The sequence below is a fragment of the Clostridium nigeriense genome (assembly GCF_900086595.1).
Classification (GTDB): domain Bacteria; phylum Bacillota; class Clostridia; order Clostridiales; family Clostridiaceae; genus Clostridium; species Clostridium nigeriense.
In genome coordinates this window covers 2,701,249-2,726,452 of record NZ_LT575472.1, presented here as the reverse complement: position 1 = coordinate 2,726,452, position 25,204 = coordinate 2,701,249, and the positions used below count along the sequence as shown (strand labels likewise).

Genomic DNA, 25,204 nt, shown 5'->3' with positions numbered 1-25,204 from the left:
TTAAATTACCATAATAATATTATTATATAAAACATTACAATTGACAAGCTCTTTTTTAAAATAAGTTGTCAGATTTTTGCTTATAATTATAAGTTAAAAATTGTAAATTTGCTTTATGTTTTTGGATTTTAATACAAAAGCATTTAAAATTATAGAGAAAAAAATATAAATAAATTATACTTATAACAAGAATGTTTCTAATAAATGGTTATTAAGTTTAAAAATGGAAACGTTTCCAAGGTTCTTTGATAATTTAATAAAAGGAGGATTATTATGAGGGTAAATAATTTTTTAAAGCACAAATCTAAACTAGCTCTATTTACAGTATTAATGTTTATATTAACCCTTATACCTATTCCTAATAGTATAGCTAAAGCTAATGCTGAAACTATGGAAAAGGTAAAAATAAGGTTTGTAAAAGAAGATACTGATTATAGTAATTGGAGTATTTGGACTTGGTGGACAGGTAACGATGGAAAAGAGGTGAAATTTACTCACCAAGATGAACAAGGAGTTTATGCAGTTATTGAGGCACCTAAGGATTCAAAGCTTGGTTTTATTATAAAAAAAGGTAGTTGGGAGACCAAGGCAACTGGTAATGTTGAATATAATTTATCGGAGGGACCTAGAGAAATTATAGTTACATCAGAAAAAATAGATAAAGATAATCCAAAGGCGAAAATAGATTATGCAGATTTATATAAAGACTTTGATAAGATTAATGTTAAAGTTAATTATAATAGATCTGATAAGAAATATGATGGTTGGCAATTATGGAATTGGATAGTTGATGGGCAAGAGGGCTCAGAGGATACTGTAGTTAATTTAAGTGAAACAAATGATTATGGTTCATATGGAAATTTGATTTTTAATAATATATCTAAAAATAATAAAAAAATAGGAGTTATAATTAGAAAATCAGATTGGACAAAAGATGATACAGAAAAGTTCATAGATTTAGCATATTTAGATTGTAATGGTAATTTAGAAGTTTATTATAAGGAATTCGATAAAACAACTTATTATTCAAAACCTGAAATAATAAATGACGATATTGTAGCTGATGAATTAGTAAATCAAAATGGTGGAAAAAATACATGGTATATTCCTGGATTACTTAGTAATTGGAACAATTCAAGCAATGAATTGAAAATGAAACATTTAGTTGATGGATTCTTTGAGTACTCAATTGTATTACCAAAAGGAGATCATGAATTCAAAATAGTAAAAAATGGAACTTGGGATGGCTTTTCTGATAATGGTGGAAATTTTAAATTGAATTTGAAAGAAAAAACTAAAGTTAACATTTATGTTAATGAGAAGTTAAATGAGGCAAGAATTAATGTAGCTGGTGTTAATGGCTTATCTCAATATATTCCAGAATTGAGTAATGATAAATGGCCAAGATTAGTAGGAGATATTCAGGAAGTTTTTGGCGAAGGAAAGTGGGATCCAGGAAAATCTAAGCAAATGTTTGTAGATTATAATTTTGATGGTAGTGTATATAAATTACAAAGAAATATACCTATTGGAAAATTTGAAGCTAAGGTAGCATTTGGAGCAAACTGGGATGAAAGTTATGGATCAGATGATAATGGTAGCAATTTAATAATTAATACTTTAGATCCATCAGATGTAGTATTCACTATAAATTATAAAGGTGATAAGAAATTAACACATAATTATAAACCAAAAGAAGGCAATTATGATGGGCTAATAGATAAATCAAAGATAGTATTTGATTCAAGAAGTATAACCTATAAAAAGCCTTTTGGAGCTATTAAAGAGCAAACAGAAGACTTAACCTTAAGAATAGGTGTAGCAAGAGATGATGTTCAAGTTGCTAAGGTTGAAGTTACGGATGGTAATGGAATAGCAAAGAGTTATGATATGAGAAAAGCAACTACAATAGGAGATAAAGATTATTATGAGGTAACTATATTTAAAAAAGAGTTTGTTGGTATAGGAGTATGGGGGTATAAATTTATACTTGTAGATGGAAAGACTAAAATTGAGTATGGTGATGATAGCTTAAGTGGAGGAACTGGAGTGGCAGTTGAAGAAGGAGCTTTACCATATAATTTAACTGTATATGATAAAAACTATAAAACTCCAGATTGGATGAAAAACTCTACGGTATATCAAATATTCCCTGATAGGTTTTTTGATAGTAATAAAGAAAATAATAGAGCAAAGCTTATTGATGGCTACCGTGGATATGTTATGGAAGATGGAAAACTAGTTCCATACGATCTTCAATACTATGATGGAGGAGTAAAAAATGATCCAGCATCATCTAAAGTTTGGGGAAGTTGGGAGGACTATCCTGAAAACCCAAGGCAATCAACGCCTGAAAATAAGCCATATTATCCAAATGCTAAAACAGATAATATTTGGACAAATGAATTTTATGGTGGAGATATCCAAGGAATTCAAGAAAAACTTAATTATTTAAAAGATATTGGAATTACAGCAATTTATTTAAACCCTGTTGCTTGGGCATCATCAAATCATAAGTATGATGCAACTGATTATAAACATTTGGACCCAATGTTTGGTGGTCCTGTATATAATAAAGCTGGGGATCCAACTTCGGGATTAAATTACGAAAAAACAAGGGCAAAATCAGATAGAATTTATCAAGCTTTTGCAGATGCAGCAAATAAGGTTAACATTAAGCTTATTGCTGACGGAGTTTTTAATCATGTAGGAGATGACTCTATTTATTTTGATAGATATGAAAAGTATCCTGAAATAGGTGCATATGAGTACTGGAAGAGAGTTTTTGATAAAGTTAATGATGGAAAATCACAAGAAGTAGCTGAAAAAGAAGTAATAAAAGAGTATGAAAGCAAAATTAATCCTTTAACAAATAAAAGATATTCTTATCCAGAGGATTTTAAATTCACAACTTGGTTTAAGGTTGAAAATAAGTGGGTTGTTAAGGATAAGGATGGAAATTCTTTAGAAAAAAAGGATCAACATTATCAGTATGAGGGCTGGTGGGGATATGATTCACTACCTGTTATGGAATCTAAAGAACCACAAGAAGGTGACGAATTAGCTTTAGATGGTTATCATGAATGGAATAATGTAGACTATAGGGAAAACGTTATAGGATACAATCTAAGTGGTTTAAGTGAGAAAGAGGCACAAGAAAAAATGGAATTTGCAGCATCACAAAGATGGATATGGATGGGGTCTAGAGGTTGGAGATTAGATGTAGCACCAGATGTATCTACAGGAACATGGCAAAAGTTTAGAGAAGCTGTAAAGTCAACTGCTGGAAGAACTGATGCAAATGGTAATATTATTGATGACCCAGTAATATTAGGAGAAGAATGGGGAGTAGCAACTAACTATCTATTAGGAGATCAATTTGATTCAGTTATGAATTATCAATTTAGAGCTGCCCTCCAAAATTATATTATAAATGGAGATGCAGTAACCTTTAATAATGCTTTAGAGGTAATTAGGGAGAATTATCCTAAAGAGGCATGGCAAGCTATGTTAAACTTAGTTGATTCCCATGATACAGTTCGTAATATAACCAAAATAGACAATCCAACTTGGGAGGAAGAAAATACAAAAATTGCTCCAGAAGCTAGCGATAAGGCTTTAAAATTACAAGAGTTAACTGCAATATTCCAATTAGGATACTCAGGTGCTCCAACTATTTATTATGGAGATGAAGTAGGAGTTACTGGAACTAAGGATCCAGATTCAAGAAGAACTTTCCCTTGGGAGAGAATTAAAGAAAATAACGGAGAATATAGTGCACTTGGAAGGTATGAAAGTTTATTCAATGTATATAAAAGTGCAGCTAAAGTAAGAAATGAAAATTTAGATGTTTTTGCAACAGGCGATATATACACTGCTTATGCTGAAGGAAATACTATTGCTTATGCAAGAAAGAGTGAAAGCAAAGGCGGATTATTAGTTATTAATAAGGAGACAGTGGAAAAAACTATAGAAGCAAAGGTAGCGGGATTTTTACCAGATGGATTAGAGCTAAAAGATCAGTTATATGGAAAGATAAAAGCTAAAGTTCAGGATGGAAAAATAATAATAACTGTACCTGCAGAAACAGGCTTAATGATGGTTTCAACTAATAATATAATAAAAGTTAATAAGGTTGAGGGGTTAAAAGCAAAAGCAGAAGAAGGAAAAGTAAATTTATCATGGAAAGAAGTTTCTGAAGCTAAAGAATATAAGATCTACAGAACAAATTTAGAAGGTCAAAATATAGAGTTAATTGATACTGTAGATAAAGCAAGCTATGAAGATATTAATGTAGAAAATGGAGTTAGATATTATTATTATGTAACGGCCTTAAAAGATGGAGGAGAAAGTGAACTAAGTGAAGCAGTAACAGCTCTACCTTCTTATACAATTAAAGAAGTTTCAAAACCAAGCTTAGTTAAAGATATGATAATTGGAGTTGGAAATAAAACAGAGGAAATAACTATAAAGGTTAATATACCAGGTGTAACTAATAATAATGAATATACTGGAAAAGAGGTTCCAAATTTTGAAGCTAAGTTAATGTATTATAAGGCTGGAACTTTAAAAGATAATGCTTATAGTACTAAGCTAAGATATAAAGAAGATTCAAAGGAAGATGGAACGAAGGTTTACTTTGCAGATTTTGAGCCTACAGAAGAAGGCATTTATAAATATTATGCAAAGGCAACTACAAATTTTGGAGATACTTATGTGGAATCAGTAGAATGTGAGTTTAATGCACTTAAAAATGAAGATGATAGCTTAGCTATAGAAGCACCTATTTTAAAGGATATATTAGTTGAATCTAATAGAAGTAAGTTGGAATGGTCATCAAATGGAGAAAATGTTGAAGGATATGAAGTATATCGTAAAGAAGAAAATGGAGAATATGTAAAGGTTGCTGTTTTAGATAAATCTTCAAGAGAGTACATTGATTTTACTGTTAGTAATGGTAAAAAGTACACTTACAAGGTTTCAGCTTATAATAAGTTCTATAATAGAGCTTATTCAGATGAAAGGGATGTAACACCAACTTTAGTTATGGTGGATGTAACGTTAAGACTTCATATTCCAAGTTATACTCCAGTTACAAATGACATTTATATAGCTGGAGACTTTAATGGATGGAATGCATCAGGTGGAAAATTAAATGTACCAAGTGGTGCTACTTCTAGAGATGTAGTAGAGTATAAATTCAAAATGATGGCTGGAAAGAGCATTCAATATAAATATACAAGAGGTTCATGGGATACAGAGGCATATACTAGCCATAAACGTATTGCTAATGATACTGAAGATTATGGCAATTGGGCATATAGCTCAACAGATACTAATATGAAATTAACTATACAAAATCAAGGCGGAAACTCAATGATAATTGAGGATTATGTATTAGGATGGGTAGATATGCCTATGATAATTACAATGCCAAGAATATCCTATGGAGAAAATATTGAATACGAAACAACTGAGGAGAATTTTACTTTAAAGGCAAAGGTACCATATGGGGTTGAGTTTACTATAAACGGAGAAGACATTAATAATCTATATGAAAATGCTATGGATGCCTATGGTAATGTATATATGGAAGGGATTAAATTAAATCCAGGATTAAATGAGTATAAAATCCATATAGAGCCAACAGAGGAAACAATTAATTTACCATGGTACACTGATGATGGAAGAGCCTCTCAAGCTACTAGAGATATATTAATGAAAATTAATTATAAAGCTGATGATAGTTCTGAGGATATAAAGGTTACAGGGATTTCATTAAATAAAACATCTGCAAATTTAAAAATAAATGAAGAACTTAAATTAGTGGCAAGTATTTTACCAGAGAATGCAACTAATAAAGCAGTTTCTTGGACAAGTAGCGATGAAAAAGTAGCTATAGTAGACAATGATGGAAAGGTAAAAGCTTTATCAGAGGGAAAAACTATAATTACAGTTACTACTAAGGATGGAGAATTTGTGGCTAATTGTGAAGTAATAGTTAGTGATAAGGACTCAAATGGTGGAAATGGAGAAAATCCAGGAGAAAATCCAGGAGAGAATCCGGGAGAAAAACCTGGAGAAAATCCAGACAATGAATTTGAAGTTATAATTGAAAAATTAGAGAATATAAATGGTCAAAATTTAATAATTTTAGATAAAGAATCTAATAACCTTAAAGTTGAAATTAAAGATATTGAAGCTATAAAAAATGGTAATGGATACATTGAAATTAGAAATGGAGAAAACAATATAGTACTACCGTTTTCATTAATAGATAAAGATTTATTAAAAGAGGGAGCAACATTAATATTTGAAATGAAAATTACTCCTGATAAGATTATTACAGCTGGAATTAAGGGCGTAAAGAAAGTATTTGAGTTTAATTTATTTATAAAAAATGATAATGAGTCTATACCAATTCATAATTTCAAGGATGGATATGCTACTATTAAGTTAAAATTATCAGATGAAGAGCTAAAGGGATTAAATAAGGACAAATTAGCCGTATTCTATTATAATGAAGTAAATGGTGATTTTGAAATAATGGAAACAACTATAAATGGAAATGAGATAACATTTAAAACAAATCATTTTAGTAAATTCATTATTGCTGAAAAAACTACAAACGAAGAAGGACAAATATTACCACAAACAGGAGCTAACAATCCAACTTATATATTAATATTAGCCATGATAGTTGTTGGAATAGGAAGTGTGTTACTTTTAAAGAATAAAAAATCAAAGGAAAATAATAATATAGAAAATTAAATCAATAAAAAACTGCTGATTTTTATCGGCAGTTTTTTTATTAGGCTTTAAGTGTGCTATATAAATTTGAAATGGCTTAAAGGTAACATAAGGAGTAAGAAAATTTGTAAAACATACTTTTTATTAAAAATAAAGTAATTTAATGTATAAATATGAAACAATTTTTGGAAAATTAATAAATGTAAACGATGTTTTTTGACAGTATATTTTATTTGAGAATGTTAGAATTAACTTGATAAATAATTATATTTTAATTAGATATAAATTTTACCTTTTCATAACCTTTATTTAACATAAAATCAATATATTAACTTAAATATAACATATAAAGTAATTTTTTATTGCTAGAATATGAGTATAACCTACAAAGGAGGTGAATGCATGAGGAGATAGATAGTACTCTAAAAATTAAAATTTTTTTATTTATCTTAAGGGGGATGAAAATGAAAAAGCTTTTAAAAAGCAAATTGTTAAGTTTATTTTTAGCATTTACTATGACATTAGGACTAATAACTATTCCAGTAAAAGAAGTTAAAGCTGAAATAGCTACTTATATTGTAATAAGTGAAGTCTATGGAGGCGGAGGCAATACTAGTGCAAAATATAAAAATGACTTTATAGAATTGTATAATCCAACAGAAGTGGATATTGATTTATCTAGTTGGAAAGTACAATATGCATCTAAAACAGGAAGTTTTAGTGATAAAGATAATACCATATTAAGTGGAGTTATAAAGTCAAAGGGATATTTCTTAATACAAGAAGCAAAAGGTTCTAATGGTGATGTTGATTTACCTACACCTGATATAGCTGGAAATATAGCAATGAGTGGTACTGATTGTAAGGTAAGACTTGTTGATAATGCTGGTAATGTAATTGATTTAGTTGGGATTGGAACAGCTAATGAATCAGAAGGTAATAAATCAGCAAAAGGAATGAGCAATACTCAAAGCGTTCAACGTAAGGACAATGATGGTTCATCAGAAGGAATTACAAACGGTTGGGACACAAATAATAATGAAGCAGATTTCTATGCAAAGGAACCAACTCCAAGAAACTCTAAATATTCAATTGATATAGAGGTAATTGAATTAACATCTTTAAAAGTTGAAGAAGGTGTAACTTTAGAAGTTGGTGAAAGTAAAGCTCTAAAACTAGAGTACATCCCTGAAGATACAACAGAAAAGGGTGTAGAATACACAAGTTTAACTCCAGAAATAGTAGCAGTAGATGCTACTGGAAATATTACAGGACTTAATGAAGGTCAAGGCACTATAGAAGTTAAATCAAAAGTAAAACCTGAAATAAAGACAATAAGTAAAGTAACTGTAAATAAGGCAGTAGATAAGGTTGGACCAATAGTTACTGACTTAAAGCCAGCTAATGGGCAAAATATAGGGGAGTTAAGAAGACCAGAAATTAGCGTAACATTCCAAGATCAAACAGGCGTAGATATGGACTCAGTTAAACTATCCATTAATGGAGAAGATGTAAGCGCTAACATAACAAAGGAAGGAGAAACTATAAAATATTTAGTAGATAAAGATTTAGCTGATGGTTCATATACTGTTTCAGTTGAAGTTAAGGATAGTATTGGAAATTTAACTAAAGAAGAATGGAGTTTTACTGTTGGTAAGCAGGAAAAGAATTTGTATTTTGGACAACTACACTCTCATACAAATATATCAGATGGTACTGGTAGCATTGATGAGGCTTACCAATATGCATCAAATATTTCAGGGGTTGACTTCTTAGCAGTTACAGATCACTCAAACTGGTTTGATAACGATACTAAGGCTAATATTTCAGATGGATCAGCTAGTACAAAGTGGAAAACTGGAAAAGAAGCTGCTGATAAATATAATAAAAATGGTGATTTTGTAGCTATCTATGGATACGAAATGACTTGGTCTGGCTCTACAGGAGGGTATGGACATATAAACACCTTTAATACTGAAGGTTTTGAAACTAGAAGTAATAGTAAAATGAATTTACAAGCTTATTATAGTGCATTAAAAACACAATCTCAATCTTTATCACAATTTAACCATCCAGGAAAGACTTTTGGAGATTTTAGTGATTTTGCACATTATGATGGGAATATTGATAAGGTAATGAACTTAATTGAGGTTGGAAATGGAGAAGGAGCAATTAGAAGTTCTGGATATTTCCCTTCTTATGAATATTATACTAGAGCATTAGATAAGGGGTGGCATGTAGCACCAAGCAATAACCAAGATAATCATAAGGGTAAATGGGGAAATGCTAACACAGGAAGAACTGTTATAGAGGCTTCTGAACTTACAAGAGAATCAGTTTATGATGCAATAAGAAATATGAGAGTTTATTCAACAGAAGACGAAAACCTAAGGATTTCATATGAAGTAAATGGAAATACCATGGGATCTGTTTTATCTAAAACTGATAAGCTAGATTTTAATATTAATGTTAAGGACATAGATAATGGAGACAATATAAAGAGAATATCTATTATAGGTGATGGTGGAAAAGTTGTTAAAGCTATAGATGATGTAAATTCTACTAATAAGGAATGGAAGTTCAGTTTAGATAAGTCAAATAGTTCTTATTATTATGTAAAAGTAGAACAAGCTGATAAGGATATAGCTGTAACTGCACCTGTATGGGTTGGAGAAAGAGAGAACTTTGGAATATCTACAGTTGACAAAGATAAAGAAGTTATTGTAGCTGGAGAAACATTTAATGTAGAGACAAATATCTACAATAATGAAGGTAGTTCAGTAAGTAATATTAAAGTTGAATACTTTAAAAATGATGAAGAAAACCCTATAAAATCTGAAGTTATTGAAAGTATAGCTGCTGGTAGCACTCATATTTCAAAATTACCTTATAGTTTTGAAAAGCCTGGGGAGTATTCATTTGTAGTAAAAGTATCAGCAACAATTAATGGTATATTAAAAGAATTTAAGTCTTCAATTTCTATAGAAGTATTAGGGGAAAATGAAGTATCAATAGCTGTTATAGATGGGGCTCATCAAAATCAATATGTTACAGGAGATTATTCAGGAAAAGTTAGTACTTTAACTGCCTTAATGTCGCAAAATAATATTAAGTCAGTAATCAATACTGAAAAGATTACTGATAAAGTGTTGGAAAAGGCATCTCTATTAATATTATCAGACCCACAAAGTACAACTAATGCAACTTATGGATTAGTACCGCATAAGTATGCTCAAGATGAATTAGATGCAATAGCTAGATTCGTACAAAAGGGTGGTAATGTTGTAATATCCTCAAAGGCTGACTACAAAGATGCTACTGGAGAGTATGGAAATGCTACTCAAGGAAATTCAGTACTTGAAGCAATAGGTGCTAAAATTAGATTTAATGATGACCAAGCTACTGATGACGTTAACAATGGAGGACAAGCATTTAGACTTTATTTCGATAAGTATAATACAGATAGTCCTTGGTTAAATGGAATTGATACAAGTAAAAAATATAGTTTTTATAGTGGATCAACATTAATACTTCCATCTGATAAATCAAATATAGATGTATTAGTAAGAGGTCATGAGACAACTTATGGTAATGATGCAGATAAACAATCCGATAATACCCAAATAGGTAAAGGTGAAGTTGTTGGATTAGCTGTTGAAACTTTAAGTAATGGAGCAAAAGTATTTGTATCTGGTGCAACTTTCTTCTCAAACTTTGAAATGGATGGATTAGATTATTCCAATTATCAAATAACTGAAAAAGTTTTAAAAGAATTAGCTCCAGTACCAGAAATATCTGTAAGTAAAATAGCAGACGTTAGAGTAGATAAAGATAATGATAATATTCCGGATAGATTTGGTGAAACTGTAGTAGTAGAAGGCTATGTTACCTCTGCTTCAAATGCAGCAGCTCCAGGTAATTCATTCTTTGATGTAATTTATATTCAAGATGAAACAGCTGGTTTAACAGTATTTGGAGTCTCTGATTTAAATATAAAACTTGGACAAAAGGTAAGAATAAAAGGAAAAGTTTCATCTTATTTAAATGATGCTCAGGTAGCAATAAAGAATGAAAGTACAGACGTTAAAATAATTGATGAAAATATAAATTTAATTAATCCAAATAAGCTTTCTACCAAGGATAGTATGTTAGAAGAAAAAGAAGGACTTTTAGTTAAGGTAGAAGGAAAGGTTACTAGAATCGAAGGTCAAAATATTTTTGTTGATGATGGTTCTGGAGAAGCAAGAGTATATGTTGAAGGATATGTTAGAAGTAGTGAAAACCCTGGAGTAGATGATGAATGGAAATCAAGAATTGAAGTTGGAGATACCATATCTGCAATTGGACTTGCATCAGAAGATCCAGATGGTCATAGATTAAGGGTTAGGGATTCAGCAGAAATAGTAAAGCTAAAGGCTAAAGATATAGAAATTACATTATTCCATACAAATGATAGTCATGGTAGAGTTAAGACTGACAAGGATGTTATTGGAATAGATGTAATATCCGCAATAAAAAATAATACAATTAATTCACTTCTTTTAGATGCTGGTGATACTCTTCATGGATTACCATTTGCTACTTTAAAGAAGGGAGAGGACATTATTTCATTAATGAAGTTAGCTGGATATGATGCTATGACACCTGGAAATCATGATTTTAACTATGGATATGAAAGATTACTTGAATTAGCAAAAATGGCTAATGAGGGTGAAAATGGTTTCCCTATTATTTCTGCAAATGTAATGAAGGGAAAGGATAATTTAATTAATGCTAATACAATTAAAGAGGTTGCAGGAGTTAAAATTGGTATATTTGGTCTATCTACACCTGAAACTGCATATAAGACTAATCCTAATAATGTAAAAGGAATTACATTTGCTGAGCCTATAGAATCTGCAAGAAAACAAGTAAAGGACCTTAAGGAAAAGGGGGCTGATGTAATTGTTGCTTTAGCTCATATAGGTATAGATGAGTCTAGTGAAGTAGTATCTACTATGGTTGCAGATGAGGTAGATGGAATAGACTTAATAATAGATGGCCATAGCCATAGCACTTTAGCAGAAGGAATAACTACAAAAAATGGAACTCTAATTGCAAGTACTGGGGATTATGAAAAGAATTTAGGAAAAGTAGTAATTTCTTTAGATACTAATTCAAAAAATATAGTTAGCAAAAAGGCTAGCTTGATAGCTAAAAAAGATACAACAAGTATTAAAGGAAATATAGTTGTTTCTGATAAAATTAAAGAAATTGACAATGAGCAAAATGAGTTCTTATCAAAAGTTATTGGAAATTCTAAGGTTTATTTACAAGGAGCTAGAGAATATTCAAGAACTCAAGAAACTAACTTAGGAAATTTAATTACAGATGCTATGTTATATGAAACAGGGGCAGAAATTGCAATTACTAATGGTGGAGGAATTCGTGATAGTATAAATGAAGGAGAAATAACAAAGGGAGAAGTTATTAAAGTTCTTCCATTTGGAAACTTCATAGTTACTAAGTATTTAACTGGAGCGCAAATTAAGGAAGTTCTTGAGCATGGTGTTAAATCATATCCAGCAGCAGCAGGACAATTTACACATGTAGCAGGAATAAAATATGTGTTTGATGCAGATAAAGAAGCAGGAAATAGAATAATTACTGTAACTATAGATGGAAAATCAATAGATATGAGTAAAAAATATTTAGTAGCAACAAATGACTTTATGGCAGCTGGTGGTGATGAATATCCTCACTTTAAGGATGCTAAAACAGAAAATGAGTTCAAAGCTTTAGATGAAGCATTAGAAGGATATATTAAAAATTTAGGAGATATTAAACACTCTGTTGAAGGTAGAATAGTAGTAGGAAAGAATAATCTTCCAAATATAACAGCTAATGATTTAATTTTAGCAGTAGGAGATAACTTTGATCCACTTAACAATGTAACTGCAGTAGACCTAGAAGATGGAGATTTAACAAATAAAATTGAAATTCTTGAAAATACTGTAGATACCACAAAAGCAGGAGAATACAAAGTTGTATATCAAGTAAAAGATAGTCAAAATGAAGTTACTACTAAAGAAATAAAAGTTATAGTTAAAGTAAGGGTAACAGGAGTAGTTTTAGACAAGACTTTAGCAGAATTAAAGGTAAATGAAAGCATACAATTAAAAGCAACAATTTTACCAGCAGAAGCAACAAATAGAGAAGTTAATTGGGCATCAAGTGATGAAAAGGTAGCAAAGGTTGATGATAATGGAAAGATAGTTGCAGTAGGAGTTGGAAAAGCAACAATAACTGTTATAACTAGAGATGGAGGCTTTACAGCTACAACAGAAATAACAGTTAAACCTGAAGACGTAAGGGTAACAGGAGTAAGCTTAGATAAGACTTTAGCAGAATTAAAGGTAAATGAAAGCATACAATTAAAAGCAACAATTTTACCAACAGAAGCAACAAATAAAGAAGTTAATTGGGTATCAAGTGATGAAAAGGTAGCAAAGGTTGATGAAAATGGAAAGGTAGTTGCAGTAGGAGTTGGAGAAGCAACAATAACTGTTATAACTAAAGATGGAAACCTTACAGCTACAGCAAAAGTAATAGTTAAGCCTGAAGATGAAGATAATACTTTAGAAAATATAGTAGAAAAAATAGAAAATCCTAATGGTAAAAATGAAATAGTTATTAAGAATCCATCAAATTCAATTAAGGTTGAAATAAGAGATATAGAAGCTATAAAAAATGGTGAAGGTTCTTTAGATGTAAAAAATGGAAACCATACAATTTCTATACCATTTAATTTAATAGATTCTAATTTACTAAAAGAAGATTCAGTTATAATATTTGAGATGAATGTTATAGAGGATTTATCTATTACAACTGGTATTAAGGGAGTGAAAAAAGTATTTGAATTTAATTTATTTATAAAGAATGGAAATGAAAATATACAAATTCACGACTTTAAAGATGGATTTGCTACCATTAAATTAAAATTATCAGATGAAGAATTAAAGGGATTAAATAAGGACAAATTAGCCGTATTCTATTATAATGAAGTAACTGGTGATTTTGAAATAATGGAAACAACTATAAATGGAAATGAGATAACATTTAAAACAAATCATTTTAGCAAATTTATTGTGGCAGAAAAAACTACAAAACCAGAAAATCCAAAGCCAGAAGAACCAAAACCAGATGAAAACAAACCAGGATCAGGAGTAAACAATAATACTAATTTACCAACCACAGGTGGAAATAATCCAACTTATATACTATTAATAGCTATAGTAGCTATAGGGGTTGGTGTAACTTTATTCTTGAAGAAAAAGAAGAAAGATGTAGTTAATAAATAAATTTATGGTGGAAGATGTGTTAAATATATCTTCCACCTTTTTGATAATGTATTTAATTTTTAAAATACTCTTAAGAATGCTAATATAATTAGCATTGACCCAGATAACCAAGCAAGATTTAAATTTGTATTTTCAACAAATTTTTTACCAATAAATGAACCTAGTAAAATTACTAAAAAACCAATAATAATAGCAAAAATAAAAACCTCAATATAATTAATTGTTATAAGGCTACTACCAAAACCTACAGCTAAGCTATCTAAAGATAAGGCAAAAGCTAAATAAAGAGCTTCTTTAGAAGTAAGAATTTTAGACTTATCAAAATCAGCTTTTATTTCATCTGCATATACTTGGAGTACAAAGTGAAAATCAAATAGTCTAAATTTAAAAGGTGATAAATCACTGGATCTATTGTTAATATAAGATTTTAATAGCCCTTCAAATAGTCGATAGATACCTAAAAAAAATAAAATCATAAAGCTAATAGTTTTTGCTATGTTTAATGATATATAATCCTGAAGAAAGGTCCCAATTAGTAAAGAAATACCAAGCATAGTAGATGAAATTATATCTAATATTAATATTGAACTAAAGGGTATTTTTATTTTACTAGTACCATAAGAAATACTTGCTAAAAATGAATCTATAGATACAGATAAGACTAATATTAATGTTTCTAACATAACTTTATCCTCTGAAAATAAATTGATAATTTATCATATGAAAATAAATATACTATAGTTACATAAATTATTTCTAATATAAGATTAAAAAATGTAGAAACTACTAGAAAAAAATGAATTTTAAATATAAAATATAATGGACAATTAACATAAAGGAGAATAAAATGGATAAAAAGAATTTAAATATAAGTGAAGATGAAAAAGTTGTTATGAGTTTTTTAGATGAAAATGGAGAAAAAGTAGATTTTGAAGCAGTAGCAAAAGTTTACTTGAAAGAAATAGAATACTTACTTTTAGCTCCTATGGATGAGGAAAGTGAAGATGTATATGTTTTTAGAGTAGATGAAGTGGATGGAAAAGAAGAATTGAATCTAGTTGAAGATGATAAAGAATTTCTTGATGTAAAGAAGGAATATAAAAAACTATTATATTAATTGGAGGTTATTATGGATAGTAATAAGATAATTAAAATACTTGAAGAAAATAATCTATCAGAAATAGAAGAACTAAAGAATGAAAATGGAATTTTTCTAGTTAAGTTTTTTTTAGATTTTGATGAAGATGTACTAAGTGCAGCTAGAAGCTATTCAAATGAAGAAAGTGATTATGAAGAAGAAAGTAATGAATGGTTTAAAGAATACTTTATACCTTATCTTTATGAGTATGGTAATGATGAAGTCGTAGATATAATAGAAGAAATAGTAGAAGATTTAGATATATGTGGTGAAGTTATGGCCTTTCAAATGAATTCTTCAAATTATGAATTTATGCAGGTTATGGCGCTATTTACCGCTGAAGATCAAGATTTAACTATAGAAGAAGTGGCAAAAGAATTTATTTGTTAAAGGTTTACTTTACTTCCAGAATAATCTATTGCATTAGAGAGAATATATGATATAATAAAATCATAATTAATCCTGAGATGTGCGCTTAGCTTAAAATATTCAACCTACATTGAATATACGGGATTTGTAATATCTAATTATATGTCAGGCTCCAGTAATTCACAATAAAGTGGCAGGAGAAGGCAGAAGATTAGTGCGCTTAACCCACCTGCGAGGAGCAGGTATGAATATTTAAGTGACCGGCATGTTGGGAATATATTAGTATGTAATACCTCGAATACGAGGTATTTTTTTATTCTTTAGAAATTATATTATAATAAAAATATTAAATAATAATATATAGTTTAATATTTTCTAGAGAATAAAAAATAAAATACACTATACTAGTCTTTTATTTAATAAATTAATAAAATCTAGAATGTGTTGAAAATATCATCAATTCCAAAGTGGATATGACAAATTTTCTTTATGTTTATTTTAATAATTACAAAAGCAAAGATAAAAGTTTTTATACGCAAAAAGTAATATATATTAATCTTCTAAGAATTAATTGAATTAACATACTACATAATTTCAATATAGTAAAGTACTTAAGCAACCTTCTTTAGAGTATTTATATGTAAATTTTTACGCTTATACTTATTATAGATGCTTTTTTGATATTTACTTATTAGTTTGTCCAAGTCTTGAGAAATATATACTATTATCCTATTACTAGGAGAAAGATATCTTAATAAAAAATTAAGAAGAGCTTTTTTAAACATTAATTTTTTTCTACATCTCTTTATCAAATTTCACACCTCCGTCTATTTACAAAATCTATCTTGATATAACAATATTATACCAAAAAGTGTAAAAATGTAAAATAAAACTGTAATACAAAAATCTACAAATTAATGTAAAATTTATGGTGATAGCTATAGTAATTAATAGAGGAAGTTAATAGTAATAGTTTTAAAAAAGAATGTAATTAATTACAGATGTTGAAATTATATAAGTTGATATTGGCTTCAAATGAATGTAAAATATAATAAAAGAAGATTATTCAGAAAGGATGAACTAAAGATGGATTACGAAAATATGAAGATGGATGATGTAATTAAAAGGATAAATGAACTTTACAAAAAGAGTAAAGAAGAAGGCTTAAATGAAAAAGAAAAAGAAGAACAACAAATACTAAGAAGAAAATATATTGATAGTGTTAAAAGCAACTTCAGAGCTCAATTGGAGACGGTTGAACTTAAAAAAAGAAATTAAAGGGTGATAAATTTGTCAGTTACAGTTGAAAAGTTAATAAAAGATTTTGATTTAGAAATCTTATCAGAGGGCGAAAAAGGAATAGAGGTAGCAGTAAATGATATAAATAGACCTGGATTACAATTGGCAGGTTTTTATAACTACTTTGCACCTGAGAGAATTCAAGTTATTGGAAAAGCTGAATGGAGCTTTTTAGAAACTATGGGAGTAGAGCTAAGAAGAAAAAGAATAGATAAGTATTTTAGCTTTAATTTAAAGTGTCTAATTATAACTAGAGATTTAGAACCTCAAGAAGAATTAATGAAAGCAGCATTAAAAAATAAAGTCTGGTTACTTAGAACTAATTTAGTTACAACTAAATTTATGAGTAAATTAACAATTTATCTTGCAGGTCAACTAGCTCCAGAGACAAGACTTCATGGTGTTCTAGTAGATGTATATGGAATTGGTATTTTAATTACGGGTGAAAGTGGAATTGGCAAAAGTGAAACAGCTCTTGAGCTTATAAAAAGAGGTCATAGATTAGTAACTGATGATGCTGTAGATATTAGAGAAGTAGATGGAGAACTTATAGGAACCTCTCCTAGAATAACAATAGGAATGCTTGAGGTTAGAGGAATAGGAATTATAGATGTAGCATCTCTATATGGATTAAGTTCTGTACTTCCAGAAAAAGATATTCAACTTCTTATGCATTTTGAACATTGGAAAGATGATGGAGATTATGATAGACTAGGTCTAAATGATGAAAGACAAGATATATTAGGTGTAAAACTAAAGAAGTTAAGGGTTCCTGTAAGACCAGGAAGAAATATTGCAGTTATTATTGAAGCAGCAGCAGTTAACTACAGACATTCACTTATGTCAGATGTGACTCCTGTTGATATAATTGAAAGTAGAATGGATAAAATAATAGAATAAAATATAAATATTTTTACATGGAGGATAATTATGGGTAAACTTGAAGAAAAGAAAAATCCTTGGTTAGAGTATCAAGGAGAAAAAAGAGAGGAATTATTTGAATTTTGCAAAGGATATATAGAATATATGTCTACTTGTAAAACAGAAAGAGAATGCGTATTGACTAGCATAGATATGGCAATGGCTTTAGGCTTTAGAGATTTAGAAGAAATAATAGAAAATAAAGAGTCTTTAAAGGCTGGAGATAAGATATTCTTAAATAACAAGGATAAAGCTTTAGCTTTGTTTATAATTGGAGAAGAGCCAATGGAAAAAGGATTAAGAATTATAGGCTCTCATGTGGATTCACCAAGACTAGATTTAAAACAAAATCCTTTATATGAAGATTCAAACCTTGCTATGATGGAAACTCACTATTATGGTGGAGTTAAAAAGTATCAATGGGTTGCGCTACCACTAGCTTTACATGGAGTTGTAGTAAAAAAAGATGGTACTAAGATAGACGTTGTTATAGGAGAAGATGATACTGATCCTGTAATAGGAATTTCAGATTTATTAATACACTTATCACAAGATCAGCTTCAAAAGAAAGCTAATGTTGTTATAGAAGGTGAAGATTTAAACATATTAGTTGGAAGTATGCCTCTAGACGGGGAAGAAAAAGATACTGTGAAGGCTAATATTTTAAAGATTTTAAAAGAAAAATATGATTTTGAAGAAGAAGACTTTATATCAGCAGAAATAGAAGTGGTTCCAGCTGGAAGAGCTAGAGAATATGGGTTAGATAGAAGTATGATAATGGCTTATGGTCAAGATGATAGAGTATGTGCTTATACATCATTAATGGCATTATTAGACATAGATAAAACTAAATATACAAGTGTTGTACTATTAGTAGACAAAGAAGAAGTAGGAAGTAATGGAGCTACAGGTATGCATTCAAAATTTTTTGAAAATGCAGTAGCAGAAGTTATGGATAGAGTTGGAGATTATTCAAGCTTAAAGTTAAGAAGAGCATTAACTAATTCAAAGATGCTATCTGCAGACGTATCTGCAGCCTTTGATCCTAATTATCCTTCTGTAATGGAAAAGAAAAACTCAGCTTATTTTGGTAGAGGATTAGTATTTAATAAATATACAGGAGCTAGAGGAAAATCAGGCTGTAATGATGCAAATCCAGAGTTTATTGCTTGGCTAAGAAACATAATGGATAAAAATAATGTAGTATATCAAACTGCTGAGCTTGGAAAAGTAGATCAAGGCGGTGGTGGTACTATAGCTTATATATTAGCTGAATATAATATGGAAGTTATAGACTGTGGTGTAGCGTTACAAAATATGCATGCACCTTGGGAAATTGCAAGTAAGCTAGATATATATGAAACAATGAAAGGCTATAGAGCTTTCTTAGTAGAAGAAGATTAATAATAAGTTAATATAGTTTATAAGGAAATATTATATTGAGGTAGCTTAAATTTAAGCAAAATCAGTATAATATTTCCTTATTTTATTGAAGAAATTTACCTATATAATTTTGCGATAACCTGAAGTAAAGTATAAGCAAAGTTTATATAGGTGAATTTTTTTGTTCACATAAATAAATTATGTGAATAAAATATAATAGATATAATAAGGAGGAATTAAGATGAATTTTAATTGGTCAAGATTTAAAAATTATGGTTTATGGGTATCTATTATTGCCCTAATACCAATGATCTTAAATTCATTTGGAATAAAAGTAATACCAGAAGAATATCAAGCAGTATCCAATACAGTTCTATCAATTTTAGTTGCATTGGGAATAATAAGTAATCCAACTACTAATTGTAAATGGTATGTTGATGATAATTCCAAGAACAATAAAGAGTAAATAAATAGGTGTAAAAAATAAAGTTACAAGGCATTAGCCTTGTAACTGTAACCACCTTAACATATGTAATATACTATCATCTTGTGGTATATTTACATCACCAACATTTCCATGAGAAATATCATTGGGGATTCCATGGCAATCAGAACCACAAGAAATATATAAATTTAATTTTTGGGCTAAATCTAAAAATTTAATAGTATCAGTTTTAGAATTTCTATAATAAATTGCTTCAAGTCCATCAAAACCTAAATTTAATATATCTTCTACAGGAGTTTTTTTTATTAATACAGGGTGAGCTAAAAAAACTAAAGCATTAAATTCTTTTAATAGTTTTATTCCATCAATGGTAGATAGCTTTGTAGAAGGAATATAGGCAGGACAATTATTTCCTATGAAATTATTAAAAATATATTCATGATCATAATGGTATCCAGCATCTATGATAGCTTTTGCTATATGTGGTCTTGCAATAGTATCCTTTCCATTAGATAAAACCTTATTTATATCTAATTTTATATTATGGAGTTTCTTTAAATTTTCAACGATTTTATAAGCTCTTGCGATTCTATTTTCTTTAAATTCATTTAAAACTTTATTTAGTTTAGGATTATTATAAGTTTCTTTAGTAAAGAAGCCTAAAACATGAATTGACTCCCCATTATATTCTGTAGATAATTCAATTCCAGGAATAAAATTAACATTAAGTTTTTCAGCTTCTTCAATGGCTTCGTTTATTCCAGTAAGGGTATCGTGATCTGTTAGGGATATATAATTAAGTTCTTTTTTCTTAGCCATTCCAATTATTTCTTTAGGTGTAAATCTTCCATCAGAGCAAATTGAATGAGTATGTAAATCACATTTAAACATCCTATCTCCTTTCAAATTAGCAAATTAATATGATATAATCTATTCATTAAAAACATTTTAGCATATATAGAATATTTTTAACACAAAACTTGGAGGATAAAAATGCTTTTAATGATAGATAATTATGATTCTTTTGTATTTAATTTAGTTAGATATTTTGAAGAATTAGATGAAGAAGTTTTAATTTATAGAAATGATAAAATTTCAATAGAAGAAATTAAAAAATTAAATATAGATGGAATAATAATTTCACCAGGTCCTAAATCACCTAAAGAGGCAGGAATATCCTTAGATATTTTGAATAACTTTAAAGGTGTAAAGCCTATACTTGGAATATGTTTAGGACATCAATGTATTGGTGATTATTTTGGAAATAAAATTATAAAAGGAAGGGAACCAGTACATGGTAAAATAAGCTATATTAATCATAACGGAAAAGATTTATTCAATGAAGTGAAAAATCCATTAAGAGTAACAAGATATCATTCTCTTATAATTGATAATGATAATCTTAATGGAGATATGGAAGTAGTAGCTTATACAAATGATAATGTTATTATGGGAATTAAACATAAAAAGTATCCTATTTTTGGACTACAATTTCATCCAGAAGCAGAAATGACTGAAGAAGGTCATAAGATGCTGAAGAATTTTATAAATATTACGAAAAAGTTTAAGGAGGATAAAAATGATTAAAATAAGAGAAGTGAAAATAAATTTTAATCCTCTTGAAGTTTATAGTGTTTTTAAGAATGAAAAAGATACAATATTATTAGATTCATCAAATAAAGATGATAATTTATCCAAATTTTCATTTATAGGTATAAATTCATTTATGTCCTTTGAATCTAAAAAAGAAAAAGCCTTTATAGATAATTTTGAAGTTGAGGGCGCCCCCTTTGAAGTTTTAGATAATCTTATAAAAAAATATTATAATAATGAATCCAATTATAGTTATATTCCTTTATTATCAGGTGCTATAGGATATATTTCATATGATACTTGTAGAATATTAGAGGATATTCCTAATAAAAGTGAAGAAGACTTTAGTATAAGTGATATGAGATTTATTTTTTATAATAATATTATTATTTTTGATTTAATAAATAATAAACAGTTTATAACCTCTTTAAATGGAAAAGAAGATGAAATAGATTGGATTTTAAGTAAAATAAATAAATGTAAGCAAATAAAAGAAACTGAAGTAAAAGAAATAAATAAAAAGTTTGTATCTAACTTTAAGAAAGAAGATTATAAAGCAGCTATAAGAAAATTAAAAGACTATATAGTAAGTGGTGACGTATATATTGCAAATATGACTCAAAGATTTTATACGGAAAATAATGAGGATGCTTTTGAAATTTATAAAAAACTTAGAAGTATAAACAAAGCGCCGTTTTCAGCTTTTTTAAATTTTAGTGATTTTCAAATAGTAAGTTCTTCACCTGAAAGGTTTATTGAAATAAATAATAAAAAAGTTATTACTAGACCTATTAAAGGTACAAGGCCTAGAGGGGGAAATAAAGAAGAGGACATTAAAAACAGTCTAGAACTTTTAAATAGTGAAAAGGATAAAGCAGAATTATTAATGGTTGTAGATTTGGAGCGAAATGACTTAAGTAAGGTTTGTAAGCCACATTCAGTAAAGGTAACAGAGCTTTTTAAATTAGAAACCTATGCTACAGTATTTCATTTAGTTTCAACTATTGAAGGTGAGTTAAGAGAAGATGTATCAGCTATAAAATGCATTAAAGAATGTTTTCCAGGAGGTTCAATTACAGGAACTCCAAAAATTAGGGCTATGGAAATAATTGAAGAGCTCGAAGGTTTAAAAAGAAATATATATACAGGTTCTATAGGATATTTTGATTTTAGAGGAAATGCAGATTTTAATATTGCTATTAGGACTATAGTAAAAAAGGAGAATAAGGCTTATTTAGGCGTTGGTGGAGGAATTACTTACGATTCAAATGAGGAAGATGAGTATAATGAAACTTTAGACAAGGCAAAGGCGTTAATGAGGGTGTTATAATGAGAAAAGTAGTATTTAGTGAGGATTGTGTTGAAGTAGATAATGGATTTTTCTTTGGAAAAGGAGTATTTGAAACAATATTAATTAAGGATGAACCTGTTTTTTTATATGAGCATATAAAAAGACTTAATAAAGGAATAAAGTTTTTAAATATAGGTGAAGAAGTTAGTGAGTACCAAATAATAAATTTAATAGAAGAATTTAATATTAGGAATTGTGCTTTGAAAATTGTTGTTACTGAAAAAAATATAGTTTTAAGCACACGTAGTATTAGTTATAAATCAGGAGATTATTTAAGGGGATTTTCTTTAAAAATTTCTAAAGTTAATAGAAATTCTAAATCAAAATTAACATATTTAAAATCATTAAATTATTTAGAAAATATTTTAGAGAGAGAAGAAGCTATAAAAAATGGATATGATGAAGCTATATTTTTAAATGAATATGGATTTTTAGCAGAAGGAAGCATGTCAAATGTATTTATTATAAAGGATAATAAGATTTTTACACCTAGTATTAAATGTGGCTTGCTGCCAGGAGTAGTTAGAGGTTTCCTTGTAAAAGAATATGATGTAATTGAAAAAGAAATTACTTTAGAGGAATTATTAACTGCAGACGAAATATTTATCACTAATAGTTTATTGGGTATAATGGGAATAAGTAAAATTGAGAATAGAATTTTAAAAGAAAATAAATTAACCAATCTTATTAGAAAAGAATATGAAGCAAAAATTGAAAATTAGGAGGAGAATTTAATGATAGATAGTGAAAAAATAAAAGAAGGGGTAAGGCTTATAATTGAAGGAATAGGAGAAAATCCTAATAGAGAAGGATTGTTAGAAACTCCTGATAGAATAGCTAGAATGTATGAAGAAATCTTTTCAGGTATAGGCAAAACAGCAGAAGAAGAATTATCAAAAACTTTTACAGTAGAAGGAAATGACTTAGTTTTAGAAAAGGATATAACATTTTATTCTATGTGTGAACATCATCTAGTACCTTTTTATGGAAAAGCCCACATAGCTTATATACCAAAAGGAAAGGTTGCAGGTCTTTCAAAGCTTGCTAGATGTGTAGAAGTTTATTCTAAAAAACCTCAACTTCAAGAAAGACTTACAACTGAAGTTGCAGATGCATTAATGGAATATTTAAATGCAGAAGGTGTTATGGTAGTTATTGAAGGTGAACATATGTGTATGACTATGAGAGGCGTTAAAAAGCCTGGAACTAAAACTGTGACAACAACATATAGAGGATGTTTTAAAGAAGATTATCAACTAAGAAAAGAAGTAATGAGTTTAATTAAATAAATCACAACAAAAGAAGGTGATAGTTTGGAAAATGTAAATAGAATCTTAACTCATCCTAAGTATAAATCTTTATTAAAAGAATTAAATGAATTGGAAAGGCATAGAGAGTTTTGTAATCATACCTTGGAGCATTTTTTAGATGTTGCAAGAATTGCTTATATAACTGTGTTAGAGGAAGGACTTAACTATAGTAAGGAAGTGGTTTATTCTATAGCCTTATTACATGACATAGGTAGGGTTTTAGAGTATAATTATGGAGTAGATCACCATGAAGGAAGCGCAATCATAGCTGAAGAATTGTTAGAAGAAACATCTTTTAGTAAAGAAGAAAAAGCTTTAATTATTAAGGCTATTAAAGAACATAGAAGAGAAGCGGAAGATGAGCTATCTAAAATAATTTACAAAAGTGATAAGCTTTCAAGAAATTGCTTTAATTGTAAGGCATATAATAAGTGTTATTGGAAGGAAGATAAAAAAAATAATCATATAAAGATTTAGTAAAGGGAGAAAAGCATGAGGATAGGTAATAAAATTATTAATTTAGATGAAAGAACCTATGTTATGGGAATATTAAACGTAACTCCAGATTCTTTTTCTGATGGTGGTAATTATAATGAGATTGAAGCAGCTGTAAAAAGAGCTAAAGAAATGGTGAAACAAGGAGTAGATATCATAGATATAGGTGGAGAATCTACAAGACCAGGTGCAGACTTCGTTTCAGAAGAAGATGAAATAAAGAGAGTTGTACCTATAATTAAGGCTATAAAAAAAGAACTAGATATTTTAATTTCTATAGATACTTATAAGAGTAAAACTGCTGAAGAAGCTATTAAAGCAGGTGCAGATATAATAAATGATATATGGGGATTTAAAAAAGATAGTAATATGGCAAAGGTAGCAGTAAAATATGATGTTCCCTGTGTTTTAATGCATAATAGAGAAAAAAATAATTATACAAATTTAATGAAAAATGTGTTAGATGATCTAGTAGAGAGTATAAATATTGCATTAGATGCAGGAGTTAAAAGAGAAAATATAATACTTGATCCAGGTATAGGCTTTGCAAAGAATTATGAGCAAAATTTAATTGTAATGGATAATTTAGAAAAAATAGTAGAAATGGGATTTCCAGTATTACTAGCTACATCAAGAAAATCTATGATAGGACTAGCTTTGGATCTTCCGGTAGATAAGAGGGTAGAAGGTACTATTGCAACTACAGTTATAGGGATAATGAAGGGCTGCAAAATGGTTAGGGTGCATGATGTTCTTGAAAATAAAAGAGCTTGTGTTATGACTGATAAAATATTAAATAAGAAATAGAGG

General features: G+C 28.9%; 16 protein-coding genes and 1 other RNA gene. 15 read left to right on the top strand and 2 right to left on the bottom strand.

Annotation, left to right across the window (positions count from 1 at the left end; translation table 11 throughout):
• Positions 1-273: 273 nt before the first annotated feature.
• Together BN6774_RS12830 and BN6774_RS18870 are read left to right on the top strand one after the other, a co-directional pair.
• Positions 274-6,771, top strand: coding sequence for an alpha-amylase family glycosyl hydrolase (locus BN6774_RS12830; RefSeq protein WP_066894408.1), 6,498 nt, complete (start codon positions 274-276; stop codon positions 6,769-6,771).
• Positions 6,772-7,214: 443 nt separating this feature from the next.
• Complete coding sequence (locus BN6774_RS18870) at positions 7,215-14,090, top strand: 5'-nucleotidase C-terminal domain-containing protein (RefSeq protein ID WP_159426837.1); 6,876 nt, start codon at positions 7,215-7,217, stop codon at positions 14,088-14,090.
• Between the two features lie 59 nt (positions 14,091-14,149).
• Here the strand turns inward: BN6774_RS18870 and ytaF are convergent, their stop codons facing one another.
• Entirely contained in the window at positions 14,150-14,773 is a 624-nt protein-coding gene (ytaF, locus tag BN6774_RS12820; RefSeq protein ID WP_066894406.1) for a sporulation membrane protein YtaF, read from the bottom strand.
• 164 nt (positions 14,774-14,937) lie between these two features.
• Between ytaF and BN6774_RS12815 the strand changes: the two genes are divergently transcribed.
• The 7 genes from BN6774_RS12815 (at position 14,938) to BN6774_RS12780 (ending at position 19,666) form a co-directional block, all read left to right on the top strand.
• A complete protein-coding gene (locus BN6774_RS12815; RefSeq protein WP_066894404.1) occupies positions 14,938-15,207 on the top strand; it encodes a DUF1292 domain-containing protein in 270 nt (89 codons plus the stop codon).
• 12 nt (positions 15,208-15,219) lie between these two features.
• Positions 15,220-15,618 carry a hypothetical protein gene (locus BN6774_RS12810; RefSeq protein ID WP_066894402.1) on the top strand — a complete coding sequence of 133 codons (399 nt, stop codon included), beginning with the start codon at positions 15,220-15,222 and terminating at the stop codon, positions 15,616-15,618.
• Between the two features lie 66 nt (positions 15,619-15,684).
• Positions 15,685-15,876, top strand: a non-coding RNA gene (ssrS, locus tag BN6774_RS12805) — 6S RNA.
• An 807-nt stretch (positions 15,877-16,683) separates the two neighbouring features.
• A complete protein-coding gene (locus tag BN6774_RS12795; protein ID WP_066894399.1) occupies positions 16,684-16,875 on the top strand; it encodes a DUF896 domain-containing protein in 192 nt (63 codons plus the stop codon).
• A 12-nt stretch (positions 16,876-16,887) separates the two neighbouring features.
• Positions 16,888-17,796 (top strand): HPr(Ser) kinase/phosphatase, encoded by a 909-nt coding sequence (gene hprK / locus BN6774_RS12790; RefSeq protein WP_066894397.1) that lies wholly within the window; start codon positions 16,888-16,890, stop codon positions 17,794-17,796.
• Between the two features lie 30 nt (positions 17,797-17,826).
• The gene (locus tag BN6774_RS12785; protein ID WP_066894394.1) at positions 17,827-19,221 is read left to right on the top strand and encodes an aminopeptidase; all 1,395 of its coding nucleotides are present in this window, start codon (positions 17,827-17,829) and stop codon (positions 19,219-19,221) included.
• Between the two features lie 220 nt (positions 19,222-19,441).
• Positions 19,442-19,666: a phage holin gene (locus tag BN6774_RS12780; RefSeq protein ID WP_066894392.1), complete on the top strand. Its 225-nt coding sequence runs from the start codon at positions 19,442-19,444 to the stop codon at positions 19,664-19,666.
• Between the two features lie 33 nt (positions 19,667-19,699).
• On the opposite strand, the gene BN6774_RS12775 is transcribed toward BN6774_RS12780, so the two are convergent.
• Complete coding sequence (locus BN6774_RS12775) at positions 19,700-20,536, bottom strand: PHP domain-containing protein (protein WP_066894390.1); 837 nt, start codon at positions 20,534-20,536, stop codon at positions 19,700-19,702.
• 102 nt (positions 20,537-20,638) lie between these two features.
• Here BN6774_RS12775 and BN6774_RS12770 point away from each other — a divergent pair, with 102 nt between their 5' ends.
• The 6 genes from BN6774_RS12770 to folP are packed head-to-tail and all read left to right on the top strand — an operon-like array spanning position 20,639 to position 25,201.
• Positions 20,639-21,232, top strand: a complete 594-nt coding sequence (locus BN6774_RS12770; RefSeq protein WP_066894386.1) for an anthranilate synthase component II — start codon at positions 20,639-20,641, stop codon at positions 21,230-21,232.
• On the top strand, positions 21,225-22,568 hold the full coding sequence (pabB, locus tag BN6774_RS12765) for an aminodeoxychorismate synthase component I (RefSeq protein WP_066894384.1): 1,344 nt from the start codon (positions 21,225-21,227) through the stop codon (positions 22,566-22,568). Before BN6774_RS12770 ends, pabB begins: the two co-directional genes overlap by 8 nt.
• A complete protein-coding gene (locus BN6774_RS12760) occupies positions 22,568-23,311 on the top strand; it encodes an aminotransferase class IV (protein ID WP_066894381.1) in 744 nt (247 codons plus the stop codon). The genes pabB and BN6774_RS12760 overlap by 1 nt, the downstream gene beginning before the upstream one ends.
• Before the next feature lie 15 nt (positions 23,312-23,326).
• Positions 23,327-23,878, top strand: a complete 552-nt coding sequence (gene folE, locus BN6774_RS12755) for a GTP cyclohydrolase I FolE (RefSeq protein ID WP_207644600.1) — start codon at positions 23,327-23,329, stop codon at positions 23,876-23,878.
• Between the two features lie 24 nt (positions 23,879-23,902).
• Positions 23,903-24,376 (top strand): HD domain-containing protein, encoded by a 474-nt coding sequence (locus BN6774_RS12750; RefSeq protein WP_066894378.1) that lies wholly within the window; start codon positions 23,903-23,905, stop codon positions 24,374-24,376.
• A 15-nt stretch (positions 24,377-24,391) separates the two neighbouring features.
• Complete coding sequence (gene folP / locus BN6774_RS12745) at positions 24,392-25,201, top strand: dihydropteroate synthase (protein WP_066894376.1); 810 nt, start codon at positions 24,392-24,394, stop codon at positions 25,199-25,201.
• Positions 25,202-25,204 lie beyond the last annotated feature (3 nt).

What these genes read in the sequence shown, in the direction of transcription:
- BN6774_RS12760 (WP_066894381.1), top strand. Translation starts at nt 22,568, where the DNA reads ATGAGAAAAGTAGTATTTAGTGAGGATTGTGTTGAAGTAGATAATGGA.
- BN6774_RS12770 (WP_066894386.1), top strand. Translation starts at nt 20,639, where the DNA reads ATGCTTTTAATGATAGATAATTATGATTCTTTTGTATTTAATTTAGTT.
- BN6774_RS12815 (WP_066894404.1), top strand. Translation starts at nt 14,938, where the DNA reads ATGGATAAAAAGAATTTAAATATAAGTGAAGATGAAAAAGTTGTTATG.
- BN6774_RS12795 (WP_066894399.1), top strand. Translation starts at nt 16,684, where the DNA reads ATGGATTACGAAAATATGAAGATGGATGATGTAATTAAAAGGATAAAT.
- pabB (WP_066894384.1), top strand. Translation starts at nt 21,225, where the DNA reads ATGATTAAAATAAGAGAAGTGAAAATAAATTTTAATCCTCTTGAAGTT.
- BN6774_RS12785 (WP_066894394.1), top strand. Translation starts at nt 17,827, where the DNA reads ATGGGTAAACTTGAAGAAAAGAAAAATCCTTGGTTAGAGTATCAAGGA.
- ytaF (WP_066894406.1), bottom strand. Translation starts at nt 14,773, where the DNA reads ATGTTAGAAACATTAATATTAGTCTTATCTGTATCTATAGATTCATTT.
- BN6774_RS12830 (WP_066894408.1), top strand. Translation starts at nt 274, where the DNA reads ATGAGGGTAAATAATTTTTTAAAGCACAAATCTAAACTAGCTCTATTT.
- BN6774_RS12810 (WP_066894402.1), top strand. Translation starts at nt 15,220, where the DNA reads ATGGATAGTAATAAGATAATTAAAATACTTGAAGAAAATAATCTATCA.
- BN6774_RS12780 (WP_066894392.1), top strand. Translation starts at nt 19,442, where the DNA reads ATGAATTTTAATTGGTCAAGATTTAAAAATTATGGTTTATGGGTATCT.
- BN6774_RS12775 (WP_066894390.1), bottom strand. Translation starts at nt 20,536, where the DNA reads ATGTTTAAATGTGATTTACATACTCATTCAATTTGCTCTGATGGAAGA.
- BN6774_RS18870 (WP_159426837.1), top strand. Translation starts at nt 7,215, where the DNA reads ATGAAAAAGCTTTTAAAAAGCAAATTGTTAAGTTTATTTTTAGCATTT.
- folP (WP_066894376.1), top strand. Translation starts at nt 24,392, where the DNA reads ATGAGGATAGGTAATAAAATTATTAATTTAGATGAAAGAACCTATGTT.